The 18979-nt window shown below is 30.8% G+C and carries 21 protein-coding genes; 20 read left to right on the forward strand and 1 reads right to left on the reverse strand.

The window, feature by feature from the left end:
* The first annotated feature begins 65 nt into the window (after window positions 1–65).
* From mtaB to glyS, 18 genes are all read left to right on the forward strand, one after another.
* Window positions 66–1364, forward strand: coding sequence for a tRNA (N(6)-L-threonylcarbamoyladenosine(37)-C(2))-methylthiotransferase MtaB (gene mtaB, locus MR593_RS11645; protein ID WP_290693055.1), 1299 nt, complete (start codon window positions 66–68; stop codon window positions 1362–1364).
* Between the two features lie 42 nt (window positions 1365–1406).
* On the forward strand, window positions 1407–1757 hold the full coding sequence (locus MR593_RS11650; protein WP_290693057.1) for a histidine triad nucleotide-binding protein: 351 nt from the start codon (window positions 1407–1409) through the stop codon (window positions 1755–1757).
* Window positions 1758–1941: 184 nt separating this feature from the next.
* Window positions 1942–2121 (forward strand): 30S ribosomal protein S21, encoded by a 180-nt coding sequence (gene rpsU / locus MR593_RS11655; RefSeq protein WP_002844447.1) that lies wholly within the window; start codon window positions 1942–1944, stop codon window positions 2119–2121.
* A 26-nt stretch (window positions 2122–2147) separates the two neighbouring features.
* Window positions 2148–2591 carry a GatB/YqeY domain-containing protein gene (locus MR593_RS11660; protein WP_290693068.1) on the forward strand — a complete coding sequence of 148 codons (444 nt, stop codon included), beginning with the start codon at window positions 2148–2150 and terminating at the stop codon, window positions 2589–2591.
* A gap of 115 nt (window positions 2592–2706) precedes the next feature.
* Window positions 2707–3825 carry an AAA family ATPase gene (locus MR593_RS11665; protein WP_290693070.1) on the forward strand — a complete coding sequence of 373 codons (1119 nt, stop codon included), beginning with the start codon at window positions 2707–2709 and terminating at the stop codon, window positions 3823–3825.
* A gap of 87 nt (window positions 3826–3912) precedes the next feature.
* On the forward strand, window positions 3913–4419 hold the full coding sequence (locus MR593_RS11670) for a TspO/MBR family protein (RefSeq protein WP_334301813.1): 507 nt from the start codon (window positions 3913–3915) through the stop codon (window positions 4417–4419).
* 116 nt (window positions 4420–4535) lie between these two features.
* Window positions 4536–4769, forward strand: coding sequence for a YabP/YqfC family sporulation protein (locus MR593_RS11675; RefSeq protein WP_290693074.1), 234 nt, complete (start codon window positions 4536–4538; stop codon window positions 4767–4769).
* 13 nt (window positions 4770–4782) lie between these two features.
* A complete protein-coding gene (locus MR593_RS11680) occupies window positions 4783–6063 on the forward strand; it encodes a sporulation protein YqfD (RefSeq protein WP_290693076.1) in 1281 nt (426 codons plus the stop codon).
* A gap of 45 nt (window positions 6064–6108) precedes the next feature.
* Window positions 6109–7119: a PhoH family protein gene (locus MR593_RS11685; RefSeq protein ID WP_290693078.1), complete on the forward strand. Its 1011-nt coding sequence runs from the start codon at window positions 6109–6111 to the stop codon at window positions 7117–7119.
* A 45-nt stretch (window positions 7120–7164) separates the two neighbouring features.
* A complete protein-coding gene (gene ybeY / locus MR593_RS11690) occupies window positions 7165–7626 on the forward strand; it encodes an rRNA maturation RNase YbeY (RefSeq protein ID WP_290693080.1) in 462 nt (153 codons plus the stop codon).
* 6 nt (window positions 7627–7632) lie between these two features.
* The gene (locus tag MR593_RS11695) at window positions 7633–8355 is read left to right on the forward strand and encodes a diacylglycerol kinase (RefSeq protein ID WP_290693082.1); all 723 of its coding nucleotides are present in this window, start codon (window positions 7633–7635) and stop codon (window positions 8353–8355) included.
* A gap of 123 nt (window positions 8356–8478) precedes the next feature.
* Window positions 8479–8877 (forward strand): cytidine deaminase, encoded by a 399-nt coding sequence (locus MR593_RS11700; RefSeq protein ID WP_290693084.1) that lies wholly within the window; start codon window positions 8479–8481, stop codon window positions 8875–8877.
* A gap of 47 nt (window positions 8878–8924) precedes the next feature.
* Window positions 8925–9815: a GTPase Era gene (gene era / locus MR593_RS11705; RefSeq protein ID WP_290693086.1), complete on the forward strand. Its 891-nt coding sequence runs from the start codon at window positions 8925–8927 to the stop codon at window positions 9813–9815.
* Between the two features lie 11 nt (window positions 9816–9826).
* Entirely contained in the window at window positions 9827–11218 is a 1392-nt protein-coding gene (mgtE, locus tag MR593_RS11710; RefSeq protein ID WP_290693088.1) for a magnesium transporter, read from the forward strand.
* Window positions 11219–11404: 186 nt separating this feature from the next.
* Window positions 11405–12169, forward strand: a complete 765-nt coding sequence (recO, locus tag MR593_RS11715) for a DNA repair protein RecO (RefSeq protein WP_290693090.1) — start codon at window positions 11405–11407, stop codon at window positions 12167–12169.
* A gap of 1 nt (window position 12170) precedes the next feature.
* Window positions 12171–12767: a DUF4342 domain-containing protein gene (locus MR593_RS11720; protein ID WP_290693092.1), complete on the forward strand. Its 597-nt coding sequence runs from the start codon at window positions 12171–12173 to the stop codon at window positions 12765–12767.
* A 193-nt stretch (window positions 12768–12960) separates the two neighbouring features.
* The gene (gene glyQ / locus MR593_RS11725; RefSeq protein WP_290693094.1) at window positions 12961–13839 is read left to right on the forward strand and encodes a glycine--tRNA ligase subunit alpha; all 879 of its coding nucleotides are present in this window, start codon (window positions 12961–12963) and stop codon (window positions 13837–13839) included.
* Window positions 13839–15905, forward strand: coding sequence for a glycine--tRNA ligase subunit beta (glyS, locus tag MR593_RS11730; protein ID WP_290693096.1), 2067 nt, complete (start codon window positions 13839–13841; stop codon window positions 15903–15905). The genes glyQ and glyS overlap by 1 nt, the downstream gene beginning before the upstream one ends.
* A 140-nt stretch (window positions 15906–16045) precedes the next feature.
* On the opposite strand, the gene MR593_RS11735 is transcribed toward glyS, so the two are convergent.
* Window positions 16046–16711 carry a GntR family transcriptional regulator gene (locus MR593_RS11735; protein ID WP_290693098.1) on the reverse strand — a complete coding sequence of 222 codons (666 nt, stop codon included), beginning with the start codon at window positions 16709–16711 and terminating at the stop codon, window positions 16046–16048.
* Window positions 16712–16870: 159 nt separating this feature from the next.
* Here MR593_RS11735 and garR point away from each other — a divergent pair, with 159 nt between their 5' ends.
* Together garR and MR593_RS11745 are read left to right on the forward strand one after the other, a co-directional pair.
* Window positions 16871–17779, forward strand: a complete 909-nt coding sequence (garR, locus tag MR593_RS11740; RefSeq protein ID WP_290693102.1) for a 2-hydroxy-3-oxopropionate reductase — start codon at window positions 16871–16873, stop codon at window positions 17777–17779.
* A gap of 52 nt (window positions 17780–17831) precedes the next feature.
* Complete coding sequence (locus MR593_RS11745; RefSeq protein WP_290693100.1) at window positions 17832–18959, forward strand: GntP family permease; 1128 nt, start codon at window positions 17832–17834, stop codon at window positions 18957–18959.
* The last annotated feature ends 20 nt before the right edge of the window (window positions 18960–18979 follow it).

An 18979-nucleotide genomic window follows, 5' to 3' on the forward strand; every position in this document is an offset into this window, starting at 1 on the left:
ACGGCATCAGTAGTCGCTTCTTCCATAGTTTTATATGAATTAAGTGACTTAGGAGGAAATATTTAATGAAAAAAGTGGCATTTTATACTCTAGGGTGTAAAGTAAACCAATACGAGACAGAGGCAATGATCGAGCTATTCGAAAAGAAAGGATACGAAAAGGCAGAGACAGAAGATTATGCAGATGTCTACGTTATAAATACCTGCACAGTAACTCATATGAGTGACAGAAAATCAAGACAATATATAAGAAGAGTTAAAAAGAAAAATCCAAACGCTATAATAGCAGTAGTTGGATGCTATTCACAGGTATCACCAGAGGAAATACTTTCAATAGATGAAGTAAACCTAGTAATGGGTACAAACGACAGACGTAAAATAGTAGAAGAAGTCGAAAAAATCGACTGCCATGCGAAAGTCAGCACAGTAGACGATATAATGAAGGTAAAAGCCTTTGAAGAAATCGAAATAAACAAAACTAACGGAAAGACTAGAGCCTTCATGAAAATCCAAGACGGCTGCGATAGATTCTGTTCATACTGCATAATTCCATATGCGAGGGGTAGAGTTAGAAGTAGAGATTTAGAAAGTATAATACACGAAGTAAAAACTCTTGCAGATAACGGCTACAAAGAAGTAGTGCTTACAGGTATACATGTGGCATCTTATGGAAAAGATATAAAGGACAGCGATGTGAAGCTTTTAGATGTAATAAAGAGTATCAACGATATAGACGGCATAGAGAGAATCAGACTTAGCTCAGTAGAACCTATACTATTTACAGATGAATTTGTAGAAGCAGTTTCATCTATGAAGAAGGTCTGCCCTCACTACCATCTATCTCTACAAAGTGGATGCGACGAAACTCTTAAGAGAATGAAACGCAGATACAACACAGCAGAGTACAAAGAAATAGTAGATAGACTTAGATCTACTATACCTAATGTATCTATAACTACAGATGTTATAGTGGGATTCCCTGGAGAAACTGAGGAAGAATTCGACAAAACATATAAATTCCTAAAGGACATAGAGCTTACTCATATGCACGTGTTCAAATATTCTCCAAGAAAAGGAACACCAGCAGCAGTTATGGAAAATCAAGTAGATCCAAATACAAAACACGATAGAAGTGAAAAGCTACTTGAACTAAATAAAATTAACTTCAAAAAATTTGGAGAAAAAATGCTAAATAAAGAATTCAATGTATTATTTGAACAAAAAGTTGGACACGATAAATATGAAGGTTTAACAGAAAATTACGTTAAAGTTATAGTACAAAGCGATAAAGATATAACAGAACAGATTTTAAAAGTAAAAATAATAGACGTAAAAAATGAATTCTTAGAAGGAATTTTAGTATAGTATGTAGAAATAAATATAATCAACAAAGGAGGTGTATAAGGGATGGACTGTTTATTTTGTAAAATAATAGCTGGAGAAATACCAGGAGATATAGTATATGAAGATGACAAGGTTTTAGCATTCAACGATATAAATCCTGTTGCACCATATCATATTCTAGTAGTACCTAAAAAACATTATGATAGTATTTTAGACGTAAATGATGAAGATATGGATATTATTGCACATATTCACAAAGTCATTAATATAATAGCAAAAGAAAAAGGTTTTGCAGATGCAGGATTTAGAATAATAAACAACTGTGGTTCAGATGGTGGCCAAGAAGTAAAACATATTCATTTCCATGTATTAGCTGGTAAAAAGCTTCCAATGTATGAAAAAGAAGCAAAATAATAAATTTTACTGATTTTTAAGTAGAGATTTTCTTGTGTATTAATATTTCATTTGTATATTTAATTAAAATACTTGATAAAAGTATAAATATAGTTTATAATATACAAGTATGAAATTGCAGAGGTTTTGTAAGGGCCTTTGTGACTTTATACATAATTCGCGAGATCGGAGGGAGGGAAAAAGAATGTCAGAAGTAAGAGTAAGAGAAAATGAATCATTAGATAGTGCTTTAAGAAGATTTAAACGTCAATGTGCTATGTCTGGCATAATGTCAGAAGTAAGAAAAAGAGAACACTATGACAAACCAAGTGTTAAACGTAAGAAAAAAGCTGAAGCAGCTAGAAGAAAAAATGCTAAAAGATAGTAATATGAAATAAAGAGGTGAAGGGAATGTCCCTTAAACAAAAGTTACAAGAAGATCTTAAGTCTTCTATGAAAAACAAAGATAATACTAGAAAATCAGTAGTAACTTTAATTAGGGCTTCAATTAAGCAATATGAAGTTGATAATAGGGTTGAGCTAGGAGATGCTGAAATAACAGATCTTATAGCTAAACTATTAAAACAAACTAGAGATTCTCTAGGAGATTTCAAAAAAGCTAATAGAGATGACTTAGTAAGTCAAGCAGAAGCTGAAATAGAAGTTTTAAAAGAGTACCTACCTCAACAATTAAGCGAAGAAGAACTAAACGAAATCGTAATTTCTACTATATCTGAAGTAGGAGCTACTTCTATGAAGGATATGAAGAAAATTATGTCATCTATAATGCCTAAGGTAAAAGGGCGTGCAGATGGAAAGCTAATAAATGAATTAGTTAGAAAAAACTTACAATAGATTAAAAGGTCTAGAATATAATTCTAGGCCTTTTTACGTTTTCGAAATAGATATTTTTTGATAATTAAGATAGAATTAAATTATATAAAAAGTTTACTAATCAGGGGGAAAAAGTATGTTGAAAATTTGTATTACAGGGGGGCCAGGAGCTGGAAAATCATCTATTATGTCTCTATTAGAAAATATACTACAAGATAGAGGATTTCATGTGTGCATAGTGCCGGAGACTCCTACAGAGTTGATTTTAACTGGTATTAAGCCAGGTGATTGTATTTCGATGATAGATTTCCAGGAGTTTGTACTAGATAAGCAGTTAGCCAAGGAAAAGCTTTATGAAAAAATGGCGGACTATTGTGATCCAGATAAGCTGGTAATTTTTTACGATAGAGGAGTATTGGACTGCCTGGCTTATGTAGATAGAGATATTATGGAAAAAATGCTACAAGAGAGAAATTTAACATTTTCTGAGGTAATGGACTATTACGATGCTGTATTTCACTTGGTAACTGCAGCTGATGGAGCAGAGGAATTTTATGTTTGGAATGATCCATCAAAAGAAGATGTTGGAAACAATGCTGCTAGAAGTGAATCGCCTGAAGAGGCTATCGTAAAGGACAAGAAAACTCTAGAAGCATGGATAGGACATTCACATTTGAGAGTTTTCGACAATTCAACTGATTTTTCAGGAAAGGTAGATAGAGTTGTTGAAGAAGTCTTTAATCTTCTTGGAGAACCTCTACCTAAAAAAATAGAGAGAAAATTTTTAATCGAAAAACCAACTCAAGAGGATATAAATAATATGGGTTGCAGTTCTGCTTCAAATATAATTCAAACTTACCTAGTTAAAAAGGATGAAAATGTTGAACGAAGAGTACGTCAAAAGGGAAATAAAGAAGAAGGCTTTACATTTTATTATACTGAAAAAAGAGATGTTTCAAATGTAGAGCGCATCGAAAAGGAATATAAAATTACTCCAGACGAATATGTAGCCTATTTATCAGAGGCGGATACTTCACTACATCAAATTTCTAAAGTGAGATACTGCTTTATCTACAAAAATCAATATTTTGAATTAGATTCATATTCATTTAGCGAGGAGTATGCACTTCTTGAGATAAAAATTAATGATATAGATGAAGAGGTAGAGCTACCACCATTTATTAAATTAGTCAAAGATGTAACTGGTGATAAAAATTATAGAAATAGCTCAATAGCTAAAAATCTAAGCTTTTAATAAAAATTTATACAACCTATTTGATGAAGAATTAAAGTCATATATTATATATATTTTACATAATTATTATAAATAATTATTAGGAGAGTGAAGTACTTGATTATATCAGTAAAAGAAATAAAGAAATTTATTATATGTGTCTTGATTCCGATTTTAATAGGTTATTTGAGTTTTTTGATATCTACATTAATATCTCAAACCTCCTTTGAAATTCAATATTTACAGCTTATAAAGCCGGACTTTGCTCCAAGTAGCGATGTATTTCAAATAGTATGGCCGATTTTATATGTTTTGATGGGAATATCGTATTACATAGTAATAAAATCTCAAAAAAGTACTCAAAAGATAAAAGAAGCTTCGTTTTTTTACTACCTTCAATTGGCGTTAAATTTTTTGTGGAGCGTTTTATTTTTTGGATTTAATTTGAGATTTGTAGCGCTAGTAGAAATTTTTATATTGATGTTAATTTTGATGGCTATGATTTATACATTTTTTAATGTAAATGTAAAAGCAGCTCTACTAAATGTACCTTACTTAATTTGGATTACATATGCGATGGTTTTAAACTATTTTATTTGGATATTGAATAAATAATCTGAGTAAATCTAACTACCTAAATAGAGGTAGTATTTTTTTGATTAAATATCACATTTATAGATTATAAAATTCATAAAATATATGAAGAAACTCATTTTTAAAGGAGGTATTTTATGGATATATCATCAGATTTACAGGTTGTAAAGCCGATTATCACTATAGTGAGCAATAAATTTTTGAGTATAGAAAATTATTTAAATATAGTTGAATATGATAATAATTTGATAAGAATAAAAACAAAGGAAAAAATAGTTAAAATAACAGGAGATAAATTAGTTTTGAAATATATAAATGAGGGTGAAATAGGCATAAAGGGAATAATATATTCTCTAGAATATGTCGATTAGAGGGGGAAAAGCGTTGATTAACTATATAAAGGGATATTATGTATTAGTTGTAGAGGGGATAGATACAGAAAAATATTTAAATTTTATATGCAAAAATAAGATCTCTATTTACAACGTAACTAGGATAAACAGAACAAAGGTAGAATTTAGTGTATCTAGAGGTGATTTTAAAAAAGTAAAAAATATATATAGAGGTAATAAATTTGATGTAAAAATAAAACAGAAAACAGGGATTCCATTTCTAGCAAAGAGAATATATAGGTACAAAATTATGTTGCTTGCAGGTATTGTATCGCTTTTATTGCTTCTAGTTACAACTCAATTTGTAACAGACATATATATAGATTGCCCAGAGGGAATAGACAAGGACGTTTTGCAGGATGAACTAAAAGAATGTGGATTAAAGCCAGGAGTCTATAAAAAAACAATCGATAGAAAGACTATTAGAGACCATATAATGCAAGAAATAGATGAGGTAGCTTATTTATCCATAAATGTAAATGGAACAAACGTATTTGTGACAGTTACAAAAAAGGACGACGAAAAAACTCAAAAGGTAAATTCTAATTATTGTAATATCATAGCAGCTAAAAATGGTATAATAGAAAAAGTAATCGCTAGAAGTGGAGATGCAGTTGTATCAGCTGGTGATATAGTCAAAAAAGGAGATTTGCTAATTCAGGGTGCCAATACATCGTCTATGCCCGAGGTTTGGGCGACTACTTTTTACGAAAGTGATCAAAAAAAGCCTTACATACAGACTCAAAATAAAAAGACGGGACAGAGCAAAAATGTTTATACCATAACTTTCTATGATAATAAATACGAAATAATGAGAAATATAAAATATAAGAACTATGTAATTGAAAATAATATGAAAGAAATTAAGTTAGGAAATTATACTTTTCCAATAAAAATTTTGATAAGTACGTTTTACGAGGTTGAGAAAAAAGACGTAAAAATAGATGTGGATAATCTAAAAGATGAATTGAAACAAAAGGCTTTGAAGGAATTATACTACATGATGCCGGCATCTGCAAAAGTAAGAGATGTAAATTATAAACATAAAGTAGACAAAAATATGTTAGAATATATTGTAACAGTACAAGCAAGTGAAGATATATCAAAAGTATATTCTCTAAATAAAACAGAAATCAATAAAATTTTACAAGAAAAAAGTAAAACAGAAGATGGAGAGTCTATTCCATCTAATCCAGAAAAGAGACCTATAGATGATGTAAAAAACGAGTACGATAAAAATAAAAAAGAAGACAGCGAACAAAGTAATCAATAAATTAAAAATTACTTATGATAAACATTTTAAGGAGGCATAACTTAGTTGATAGTACAAAAAAAATTTTTAATAGAAGAACAGGAATTTGAAAGACAAATATTTGGAAATTTCGATGAAAATATTAAATTAATAGAAGATACATTGAGTATTGATGTTATCTTAAGAGAAGGAAATATTGTATTAATGGGCGAAGAAAAAAACGTAGAATTAGCCTATAAATTGATGACAGAATTGCAAGAGACAGTTATTAATGGAAAATCTCTAGATAGACAATCTGTGACATACAGCTTATCTCTACTACTAGAAGGCAGTGAGATGCAAATAAAGGAATTAGAAGATGTCATCGTAGTGACTAAAAAGGGAAAGGCAGTTCAACCTAAAACTTTAGGTCAAAAGAAATATATAGAGCTTATAAATCAAAATGATATAACTTTTGGAATAGGTCCAGCTGGTACAGGTAAAACTTATTTGGCAGTAGCTATGGCAGTAAGCGCATTTAAAAAGGATGAAGTCAGCAGAATTATCTTGACTAGACCGGCAGTTGAGGCTGGAGAAAGTTTGGGATTTTTACCTGGAGATCTAAAAGATAAAGTAGACCCTTATTTAAGACCACTTTACGATGCTCTATTTGATATGTTAGGTGGAGATAGAGTAAATAAATACCTAGAAAGAGGAACTATAGAGGTTGCGCCACTTGCATTTATGAGAGGTAGAACTCTAGACAATGCATTTATAATACTAGACGAAGCCCAAAATACAACACCAGAACAAATGAAGATGTTCTTGACAAGACTTGGATTTGGCTCTAAGGCTGTAGTTACAGGAGATATAACTCAAACAGACCTTCCAGACAACAAAAAAAGCGGTCTAATTCAAGCTACTAATATATTGAGCGATGTAAGAGGTATAGGTAAAATAGAGCTTACAGAAAAAGACGTAGTTAGACATGAATTAGTTCAAAGAATAATCAAGGCTTATGAAAAATTTGAAAAAAGAGAAGAATATAAAAGAAGTAAAAGAGAAAAAGAAAAGAATGCAAAAAGCTCTAAAAGATAATAAAATAATATAGGGCTTGAAAAATATTAAATAGTAGGTGAATTTATGGAATTAATAATAGACGATAGACAAGATAAATTAGAAGTTAGTGAAGATTTAATAGAAAAAATAAAAGATATTATACTAGAATGTTTAGATTATGAAGATTATGACGATAATTATGAAGTAAGCTTATCTTTTGTAGACAATAAAGAAATACATCAATTAAATAAAGAATACAGAGGTATAGATAGAGCTACAGATGTACTATCATTTCCTCTTTTAGTAGAAGATGAATTCGATGTAGAATTTGGAGAAGAATCTCTAGGTGATATAGTTGTGTCTCTAGAAAGAGCCTTCGAACAAAGCAGAGAGTACAACCACAGCTTTGAGAGAGAGGTATGCTTCTTAGTTTGCCACAGTATGTTCCATTTACTAGGATACGACCACGATACTGAAGAGCATACTAAGGAAATGAGACAAAAGGAAGAGTATATTCTAAATAAGTTAGGAATAACAAGGGAGTAGGTTTTTATGAAAAGAAACAAACCACGCCAAAATATTATAAAAGCATTTAATGCAGCTATTGAAGGTGTTATATATACTTTCAAGCACGAGAGAAATATGAAAATTCACTATGTTACAGCTGTATTGGTACTTTTAATAAGTTTATTTTTAAATTTGAGCAGGGTAGAGATGATGATACTACTTCTTTCTATAAGCTTAGTAATAGTATCAGAGATGTTTAATACTGCTGTAGAAAATGCAGTAGATTTAACTACAAATGAAATTCATCCATTGGCAAAAATTGCAAAGGATGTTGCTGCAGGTGGAGTTTTAATTTCCTCTTTAAATGCTGTGGCTGTGGGATATTTAATTTTTTATGATAAATTTGTGCTTCTTTCACAATCGGTCATAGTATCGATTAGAAAATCAGATCCTCATGTAACCTTGATATGTATTGTATTGGTTTTAATCGCAGTAGTTGTAGTCAAGGCTCTTACGGCTACTGGTACTCCTCTTCAGGGAGGTATGCCGAGTGGCCATGCAGCACTTGCATTTGCACTTGCGACAGCTATAACTATGATGGTCGAAAATCCAATTGCTGCAGTTTTAGGATATATAATGGCTGTCTTGGTGGCTCAGAGTAGAATCGAGGGTAAGATACATACATTTTGGGAGACAGTAGCAGGAGCTTTATTGGGAATATTGATAGCGATGCTTGTATTCCAAATAAAAATATTTAACTTTTATTAAAAAATTTTAATTAACGTAAATAAATAATCGTTAATCAAATCTTTGTGTTATAATAATAATGCTATGGTAAAATTGTAAAATCGAAGTTTTACGCAATTTTATCGTAAATTTTAGGAGGACCCTATGGACAGTAGAGAATTATTAAAAATAGCTGAAGAAGCGAGATTTAATGCATATGTACCTTATTCAAAATTTAGAGTAGGGGCTGCATTACTGACATCAGATGGAAAGGTTTATACAGGATGTAATATAGAGAGTGCTAGCTTTGGAGCGACTAATTGTGCTGAGAGAACAGCGATATTTAAGGCGATTTCAGAGGGTGAAAAGAAATTTGTAAAACTTGCAGTGGCATCGGATAACTCAGATAAGAATCAACCGACATGGCCATGCGGAATATGTAGACAAGTGATAGTTGAATTTGCAGACGATATACAAATAATAACTGGAAGTTCAAAAGGAGATATAATAGAAATAAATATAAAGGATTTATTACCACATTATTTTGCTAAAGGTGACTTTTAAGCAATGACAAAAATTAGTAAAATATAATAAGTTAGGAGAAAATGTAAATGTTCAAATCAGGATTTGTTAGTATAGTAGGTAGACCAAATGTAGGAAAATCAACATTAATGAATAACGTAGTAGGAGAAAAAATTGCAATAATGAGTGATAAGCCTCAAACTACTAGAAACACAATTCAAGCAGTGTACACTGATGAAAAATGTCAAATTGTATTTTTGGATACGCCAGGTATACACAAACCCAAAAATAAATTAGGCGAATTTATGGTAAAATCAGCAACAGATGCTTTTAAAAATGTTGATTTAGTATTATTCGTAGTAGACGATTCAAAGAAAATAGGACCTGGAGATAGAAAAATCATAGAAGATTTAAAGGGGATAAAAACTCCAGTAGTTTTAGTTTTAAACAAAATAGATAAACTAGAAGAAGCTGAGCTATTTGATTTGATGAATTTATATTCAAAAGAAGATTTATTTAAAGAAATAGTTCCAATATCAGCCCTTAAAGGAAGAAATATAAGTGAGCTTCTAAAGGTAATAGAAAAATACCTTGAAGAAGGTCCAAAATACTTCCCTGATTACATGATAACAGACCAACCAGAGAGGGTACTCGTTTCAGAATTAATAAGAGAAAAAGTTCTACACTATTTAGATGATGAAGTACCACATGGTGTTGCTGTAGAAATAGAAAAAATGAAAGCTAGAAAAGACAAAGATATAGTAGATATATCTGCTGTTATCTACTGTGAAAGAGAATCTCACAAGGGAATAATAATAGGTAAAAACGGTAGAAAGCTAAAAGGCATAGGAAAATCAGCGAGAGAAGATATGGAATTTTTATTAGGTTCAAAGATAAATCTTCAATTATGGGTAAAAGTAAAAGAAAATTGGAGAAATTTACAAAATTACATCAGTGATTTTGGATATAATGATAAATAAAGGTGGATTATATGGATAGGAAAAACAATGATTCTAACCTGTTGTTAGAGCAGGTACTCGATTTATTAGAAAACAATAAAGTATTGGAACTAAGAGAATTATTAGAAGAATATCATATTATGGATATCTTCGATGTAATGGAGGACTTAGACGAAGAGATGAAGGTAAAACTTTTCGAAGTTTTGCCGATTGATATGTCGGCGTCGATTTTAGAGGAAAGTGGACCTGAATTTTTTAGATCTATATTTTCTCTAATAGATGTAGAACACGGCAGAAATATCTTAGAACAGATGTCTTTAGATGATTTGACTGATATATTAAGTGAACTAGAAGACGATGAAAGACAGAGAATAATAAATTTACTTAATAAAGAGGATGCCGAGGATGTAAAACATCTTTTAGGATATGAAGAAGAATCAACTGGGGGAATAATGACAACTGGATATATAGAAGTCAATGAAAATATGACTGCCAAGGAAGCTATTGAGCATATGAGAAAAAATGCTGAGGATGCTGAGACTATTTACTACATATATGTTGTCGATAACGACGAAAAGTTAGTAGGGGTATTATCTCTTAGAGAGTTGATTACAGCTAGAGATTCTGTAGTAGTTGCTGATTTAATGAGTGAAAACATAATATCAGTTTACGATGATGATGATAGAGAGCTAGCTGTGAAGTTAGTATCTAAGTACGATTTACTAGCTATTCCTGTTGTAGATAAAAATAATATATTGAGAGGTATAATAACTGTAGACGATATAATAGATGTCATGGAGGAGGAGGCTACAGAGGATTTATATAAACTAGCTGGATCTTCTGAACATGAAAGAGACGTAGCAGAAAAGCCCGACTCTACTATGATGGAGCAAATAATTTCATCAGTCAGAGCTAGAATACCATGGTTATTACTTATCGTAATAGGTGGGCTGTTTACTGCAATGATATTGACTAATGCAACTTTTATAGAAGGTTTGACTTATGTTAAATTCTTATGCTTCGTTCCAGTAATATTAGTTATGGGTGGAAGTGTTGGGATGCAATCTTCTTCATTGACGATAATGACGTTATCTAATAACGATGAGGAGGATATAGACTTTAAAACTGTATTAAAGGAAGGTGCTGTAGGATTAATTACAGGACTTGTATGTTCTATTATTATAGGTTTAATGGCCAGAGTCATTTTAAACAATTGGAATATGGCTATAGTAATAGGAATTTGCGTATGGATTAATATGATCGTAGGAGCTATGATAGGTAGCTTTACGCCTTTAATGCTAAAACATCTATCAGGAGACATATCTATAATATCTTCACCACTTATATCTGTTTTATTAGATATGATAGGTGTAGTATTATTCTTTGTAATTACGACAATATTTTTGTCAAATATTGTTTCTTAAATATATGAATTTTTTGACCTCTTCTTACAAAAACTATAGATAAAATGTAAGAAGGGGGTTTTTAAATGTATAAATTATTTTGGGAGGTTTTTAAAAGAACTGGAAGCATAGAGGCTTATCTATATTTATACGATTATCGAGCTTTATCCGAAGAAAGGTTCAAAAAAAGGGAGACGTTGAATAATAATGGTGATTGTAAATACCCAAGGAATAGTCCTTAGGGCAGTTAAATATAAAGAAAATGATTTGATATTAACTATATTTACACGAAAGCTAGGCAAGCTATCTGCAATTGCTAAAGGTGCTAGAAGGACTAAGAGTGCTTTACTAACATCTTGTCAAGTTTTTGCATATTCTAATTTTACATTGAAGAAGCAGGGCAATATGTATAGAGTAGTCCAAAGTGAAATTATAAAGAGTTTTTACGAGATATCTTATGATTTAGATAGATTTTCATACGCTACATACGCTGTGCAGCTTATTAATTATAATGTAGAAGATGAAGTTACCAATAATAGGATGTTTATTTTATTGGCACAGACCTTGTATCTATATGCTAAAGAGGACATAGATAAAGTATTTATAAAGGACGCATTTGAATTGAAATTTTTAGATTACATAGGATTTAGACCAATAGTCAATAGATGCAGTAATTGTGGCAATAAAAATTTGACTAACAGCGTGTTTAATATATATGAAGGTGGAGCAATATGCGAAAAATGTAGAGATTTTTTCGAATACAATATGAAAATAGATTTAACAACAATTAGACTAATGGAATATATATTAAATAATGATATTTTGACGTGTAATAAGGCGAAGGTATCAAAATATATAGTTAAAGAGCTAGATAAAATATTAAAAAGATATTTAAATCAATATGTTGACAACAGAGGCTTTAAATCATTAAACTTAATAGAAAGTATAGAAAACAAAAAGGGAGCTGAATAATATGAGTCAAGTAACAATAGAAGCTATCGATAAGGTATTAGAGAGATTTCCAAATGCAACATACAAGCAAGCTAAGGAAGCTTTGGAAAAAACTGACGGAAGCGTAGTAGATGCAATTATCTATTTAGAAACAAGCTGTGGTGAATCAAATCAAAAAAACAAAAAGACAACTGAGATATTTGGGAAAAATACAGATGAATTAAAAGAACAAATTTTAGATCTAATTAAAAAGAGCAGTGTAGTTAGAGTAATAATTGAAAGAGATGGCAAAACAATGTTAAATATACCTTTTGCTATAGGTGTAGTCGGTGCCATAATAGGGCCAATGCTTACTTTAGTTGGACTATCAGCTGCAGTACTTTCAAAATGTAAAATAAAAGTAGCAAATGAAGAAGGAGACACAGTTATAGATTTAGGTGAATTTAGTGAAGATAAATTTAACACTATAAAAGACATGGTTTCAGGAAAAGCAAAAGACGTAAAAGATATTATAGATAAAAACAAATCAAAAGAACCTAAAACTTCTTCTAATGACGAGATAAAACCAGAAGAAGTAGACGAAATAGTGATAAATCTAGACAAAAAAAGTGATCAATAATAGATATTAAAATGTCTATAATACGAACAATATTGACAAACTAGACCACTTTTGTTATCCTAATCGTATTAACGAAGAACTTTAAAAGCCTTTCGTGTAAACGGGAGGCTTTAATGTTATTATTACAAAATAAATAAATTTTTATAAAATAAATATTTATAATATAGTAGTATATTATACAGGAGGTATTATTATGAATTTTCAAGAAATGATACTTGCTCTACAAAGCTATTGGGCTAAGCAAGGATGTATCATGATGCAACCTTATGATGTCGAAAAAGGTGCAGGTACTATGAACCCAAATACACTTTTACGTTCTCTAGGACCAGAACCATGGAGTGTATGTTATGTTGAACCATCTAGAAGACCTGCAGATGGTAGATATGGTGAAAATCCAAATAGATTATATCAACATCATCAATTCCAAGTTATATTAAAACCATCACCAGATGACATACAAGATTTATATTTAAAGAGTCTAGAAGCTATAGGTATAAATCCATTAGAACACGACATAAGATTCGTTGAAGATAACTGGGAATCAACTACAGTTGGAGCTTGGGGACTTGGATGGGAAGTTTGGCTAGATGGTATGGAGGTTACTCAATTTACATATTTCCAACAAGTCGGTGGTATAGAATGTGAATTAGAAACTGGCGAAATTACATATGGTTTAGAAAGAATTGCTATGTATATACAAGATGTAGATAGTGTATATGACTTAAAATGGAATGATTCTATAACTTATGGAGAAGTATTCAAAAAACAAGAATACGAAAACTCAATGTACGCATTTGAAGAATGTGATGCAGAAATGCTATTCAATTTATTTGATATATACGAAAAAGAAGCTATGAGAATAATAGAAAAAGGACTAGTTATACCAGCTTATGACTATGTTTTAAAATGTTCACATACTTTTAATACTCTAGATGCAAATGGAGCAATAGGTGTAAGCCAAAGAGCTTCATTCATAGGAAGAGTTAGAGATATGGCAAAGGCTGTTTCTCAACTTTATGTAGAACAAAGAAAAGAAATGGGATACCCTCTTATAAAGGAAGGTGACAAATAATGAAAAATTACTTTTTACTAGAAATTGGTGTAGAAGAATTACCATCAAGATTTGTTGAATCTACACTAGCACAAATAAAAGAAAACTTACAAAAATCATTAACTGAAAATCGAGTTGAATTTGGAGATATAGAAACTTATGCAACACCAAGAAGACTTACTTTTGTAATAAACAAAATAAGCGACAACCAAGCAGATCTTGAAGAAGAAGTAAAAGGTCCATCTAAAAAAATAGCAGTAGATGCTGATGGAAACTTTACAAAGCCAGCTTTAGGATTTATGAAGAGCAAAGGTTTAGCTGAAGGTGATGTATACTTTAAGCAAGCAGGAAAAGAAGAATATTTATTCGGTACTTTAAAGGAAGAAGGAAAAGCAACTGCTGAAGTTTTAAAAGAAATCGTACCAGAAGCTATAAAAGGCGTTACATTCCCTAAGGCTATGCGTTGGGGTGGCAAAAATATGAAATTTGCTAGACCTATAAGATGGATGGTAGCTCTATTAAACGACGAAACTCTACCTATAGACTTAGAAGGTATAATAGCTTCTAACGTAACTAAAGGACATAGATTCTTAGGTGCAAAGGAAATAGAAGTAAATTCAATAGAAGAATACTTTGAAGCACTTAAAAATAATTATGTAGTTTTAGATCAAAATATAAGAAAAGAAACTATAAAAACTCAATCTGAAGAAGTAGCAAAATCTTTAGGTGGAGTAGTTGAAATAGAAGATGATTTACTAGAAGAAATAACTTATTTAGTAGAATATCCTACTGCTTTCTATGGGGAATTCGATAAAGACTATGTAAAACTTCCTAAAGAAGTTGTAACAACTCCAATGAAAGACCACCAAAGATACTTCCCTGTTTCTAAGGATGGTAAGCTATTACCATACTTTATAGCAGTTAGAAATGGAGGAGATAACAGATTAGATTTAGTAAAAGCTGGTAATGAAAAAGTTCTAGAAGCTAGACTTGCAGATGCTCTATTCTTCTACAAAGAAGACATCAAAAAACCACTAGAATCATTTGTAGAAAACTTAAAAACTGTTGTATTCCAAGCTAAATTAGGAACAGTATACGATAAAACTTTAAGAATAGAAAAATTAGTAGAAGATATAGTAGATACTCTTGATGAAAAAGAAATACTAAACGATGCTATGAGAGCTGCTAAATTATGTAAAGCCGACTTAGTAACTAATATGGTATTTGAATTTACTGAACTTCAAGGTGTAATGGGACGTGAATACGCTAAGGTTTGTGGTGAAAATGACGCTGTAGCTGAAGCTATATTCGAACATTACCTACCAAGATTTGCAGGAGATATACTTCCAGAAACTAAAGCTGGTATAGCTCTATCTATAGCTGATAAATTAGACTCTATAGCAGGCTTCTTCGCAATAGGAATAAAACCATCAGGTTCACAAGACCCATATGCTCTAAGACGTCAAGCTTTAGGTATATTAAGTATATTACTAGATAAGAAATTAGACATAAACTTAGAAAAATTAGTTGGCGATGCTCTTGACAACTACGATAACTTAGAATTCAATAAAGCTGAAGTAGTGGCTCAAATAATGGACTTCTTCACTGAAAGAGTTAAAAACCTATTCAAGGATTTAGGAATAAGATACGATGTAATAGACGCTGTATTAAGCTCTAACTTAAACAGTATATCAGACATACATACTAGAGCAGTTGAATTAAACAACTGGCTTCAAAAAGAAGAATTAGTTGAAATGTTAACAGCATTCAACAGAGTATCTACATTAGCTGAAAAAGCTGAGTCTGATAAAGTAGACGAAGCATTATTAAAAGAAGATCCAGAAATAAAATTAAATGCTGGATTTAAAGAAATAAAATCACAAGTTGAAGGATTCTTAGCTAATAAAGAATACAATAAAGCATTAGATGCCTTTGCTTCAATAAAACCACTTGTAGATAACTTATTCGACAATGTAATGATAATGGATAAAGACGAAGCTATAAAAGCAAATAGATTAGGATTATTAAAACAAATCTACGACACTATGCTAACTATATGCGATTTATCTAAAATTGTTTACAAATAAAAAAGTATTCATTATAAAAAATTAAAAACAGGAAAATATAAATAAAATTTAGAACAGGCAAATAAATAAACTTTATAAAAAATAAGGTTTACATATTTGCCTGTTTTTTGTGTGAAATAAAAATAAAAAATTAACAAATTTTATTCAATAGATGATAAATCTTCAAGGTTGATATAAAGAGGATTTTGCATATGCTCCATAGTAATTTTGTATATATTTTCAACATCTCCACTAGTCATAGCATTGAATATTTTTTTATGTTCTTTCAAAGTATCTTCCATTCTACCGACATGAGATAAGGATGATGTTGCTAGGGCTTTTATTCTATAAAGCTGCATATCAAATAGTTTATTGAAGGATTGATTTTTTAGATGATGTACTATTTCAATATGAAATTTATTATCAAATGGAGTAAATTCTTCAATCGATTTACTAGAATTTAATATTTGCTCTTGCTTAAAAAGCAAGTATTCTAAATAAGAAAATAGTTGTTGACATTCTTCTGTTTTATAATTTTCTGTTATGTAAAAAGTACAGTATCCTTCGATTGCAGATCTTATTTGAAAAGTGTCTAGCACATCTTGCTTTGTCATTTTATGAAGTTTAAATCCCTTACTTGGAATGATATCTATGTATCCTTCTTCTACTAAATGGTGAATTGCATCTCTTAAAGGAGTTCTTGAAATACCTAATTCTTTAGCTATTTTAGTTTCAGAATATATTTCATCGTCTCGCAATTGATGAGTTAATATTAAATCCTTTATATAATCATATGCCTTTAATTGTAAAGGTTTCATTTCAATCATTATAGTATCTCCTTTCTTAAATTTATATATCACTAATTAAAATTATAACAAATATGTGAATTTGTAAACAAAAAAATTATTAAATTCAAAAAAACACAAAAAAACAAAAGAAAAACGTTTACAGGTATACCGGTATGTAGTAAAATAAAATCATAAGAAATCGAAGGGAGAAAAAATAAAATGAAAAAAACAGGATTTATAGGATTAGGGATAATGGGAAGACCAATGGCTAAGAATTTATTAAAAGCCGGTTGTGATTTATATGTGTATGATTTAAATGAAGTAGTAGTAAATGAGTTTGTGGAATTAGGAGCAAAAAGTGCTACTTTAAAAGAAATCGGGGAAATTTGCGAAGTCATATTTACAATATTACCAAATGGAAAAATAGTACAAGATGTATTATTTGGAAAAGACGGTGTATGTGAAACTATAAAAGAAGGAACTATAGTTTGCGATATGAGTTCAGTTACTCCAACAGAATCAAAGACTTGTTATACTAAATTAAAAGAAATGAACGTTGGATTTATAGATTCACCAGTAAGTGGAGGAGAACCAAAGGCAATCGACGGAACATTAGCATTTATGGCAGGTGGAGAACAACAATACTTCGATGGATTAAAAGAATATTTCGATGTAATGGGATCATCTGCTTTATTAATAGGTGAAAGCGGAAGCGGTAGTGTAACTAAGCTTGCAAACCAAATAATAGTTAACTTAACTATAGCTACAATATCTGAAGCATTGGTTCTTGTTAAAAAAGCAGGAGCAGATCCAGAAAAAGTTTATCAAGCTATAAGAGGAGGTCTTGCAGGAAGTACAGTTTTAGATGCTAAAGCACCTATGATGATAGAAGGAAACTTCAAACCAGGCGGAAAAATATCAATAAACCACAAGGATATAAAAAATGTTATGGCTACAGCTCATGATATAGATGTGCCATTACCACTTACTAGTCAATTATTTGAAATACTGCAAGCATTAAAGGTATCAGGACATATGAATGACGACCACAGCGGTATAGTTCAATATTTTGAAAAATTAGCTGGAGTTAAAGTAAGCGATAAATAATAAAAATAAAGGAAAGCAAATAAACAACTTATAGGAATTTTAGGAGGAGAAAATGATATCAGGTTATGGATTATTAATAGTTTTCGCAATATCTATATTAATATTGCTAATTTCAATAATTAAATTTAAATTAAATCCTTTTATAGCATTATTATTGACATCAATTTTAACAGGATTTTTAGTACGTATGCCAATAGGTGACATATCTTCAACTATATCAGCGGGATTTGGTAATACTTTAGGTTCAATAGGTATAGTAATTGGTTTAGGAATTGTATTTGGTAATGTGTTGTCAGAATCAAAGGCGACACAATCTATAGCAAATGGATTACTTAGTAAAACAGGCGACAAAAACGCAGCAATAGCAGTGACAACAGCAGGATTCTTAATCTCAATACCAGTTTATATGGATGCAGCATTCGTTATAATGATGCCGATAGTAAAATACATAGCAGATAAAACTAAAAAATCATTAATGATATTCATATGTGCATTAGGTGTCGGTACAATAGTAGGACATGCGATGGTTATACCTACACCAGGACCATTGTCAGTAGCAGCTAATATGAATGCAGATGTCGGAGCATTTATATTCTATTCTATATTATGTGCATTTCCAGCTATATTAGTCGGTGGTTGGCTATATGGAAAAAGATTTAATAAGGCAGAAGCATTCAAAATGGATAAATCAGAAGCTGAAGTAGCAGCAACAGCAACAGAAAGCGATGAAAATATACCATCGTTTGGTTTATCAATGTTTACTTTATTATTTCCAATATGCATAATCTTATTATCAAATGTAGTAAAAGCAGTATTGCCAGCAGATTCAATGGTAGTATCAGTAGCATCATTTTTAGGTGACAAAAATATAGCTTTATTAATAGGTTCAGTGGTAGCGTTTGCTTTACTTCACAGTTACTTTGAAAAGAGCTTTTCAGAGGTTGTTATAGAAGCTGCAGATTCAGCAGGATTAATACTTTTAATAACAGGTGCAGGTGGAGTAGGATTATCACTTCCAAATGATTCAGGATTCTGGGTATTATCTAGATTTGGTGGTATATCAGTTAAAGATACATTAAATTCATGGACAATAGGTGGAACACTTGCTGGATTTTCAGCATTTGCAGTAGTTCTTATATTAAACGTGTTAAATAGTGTAATAGGTCTTCCTGGACTATAAAATATATAAGTATTATTAAG

The organism is Intestinibacter sp., assembly GCF_022780145.1.
Taxonomy (GTDB): domain Bacteria; phylum Bacillota; class Clostridia; order Peptostreptococcales; family Peptostreptococcaceae; genus Intestinibacter.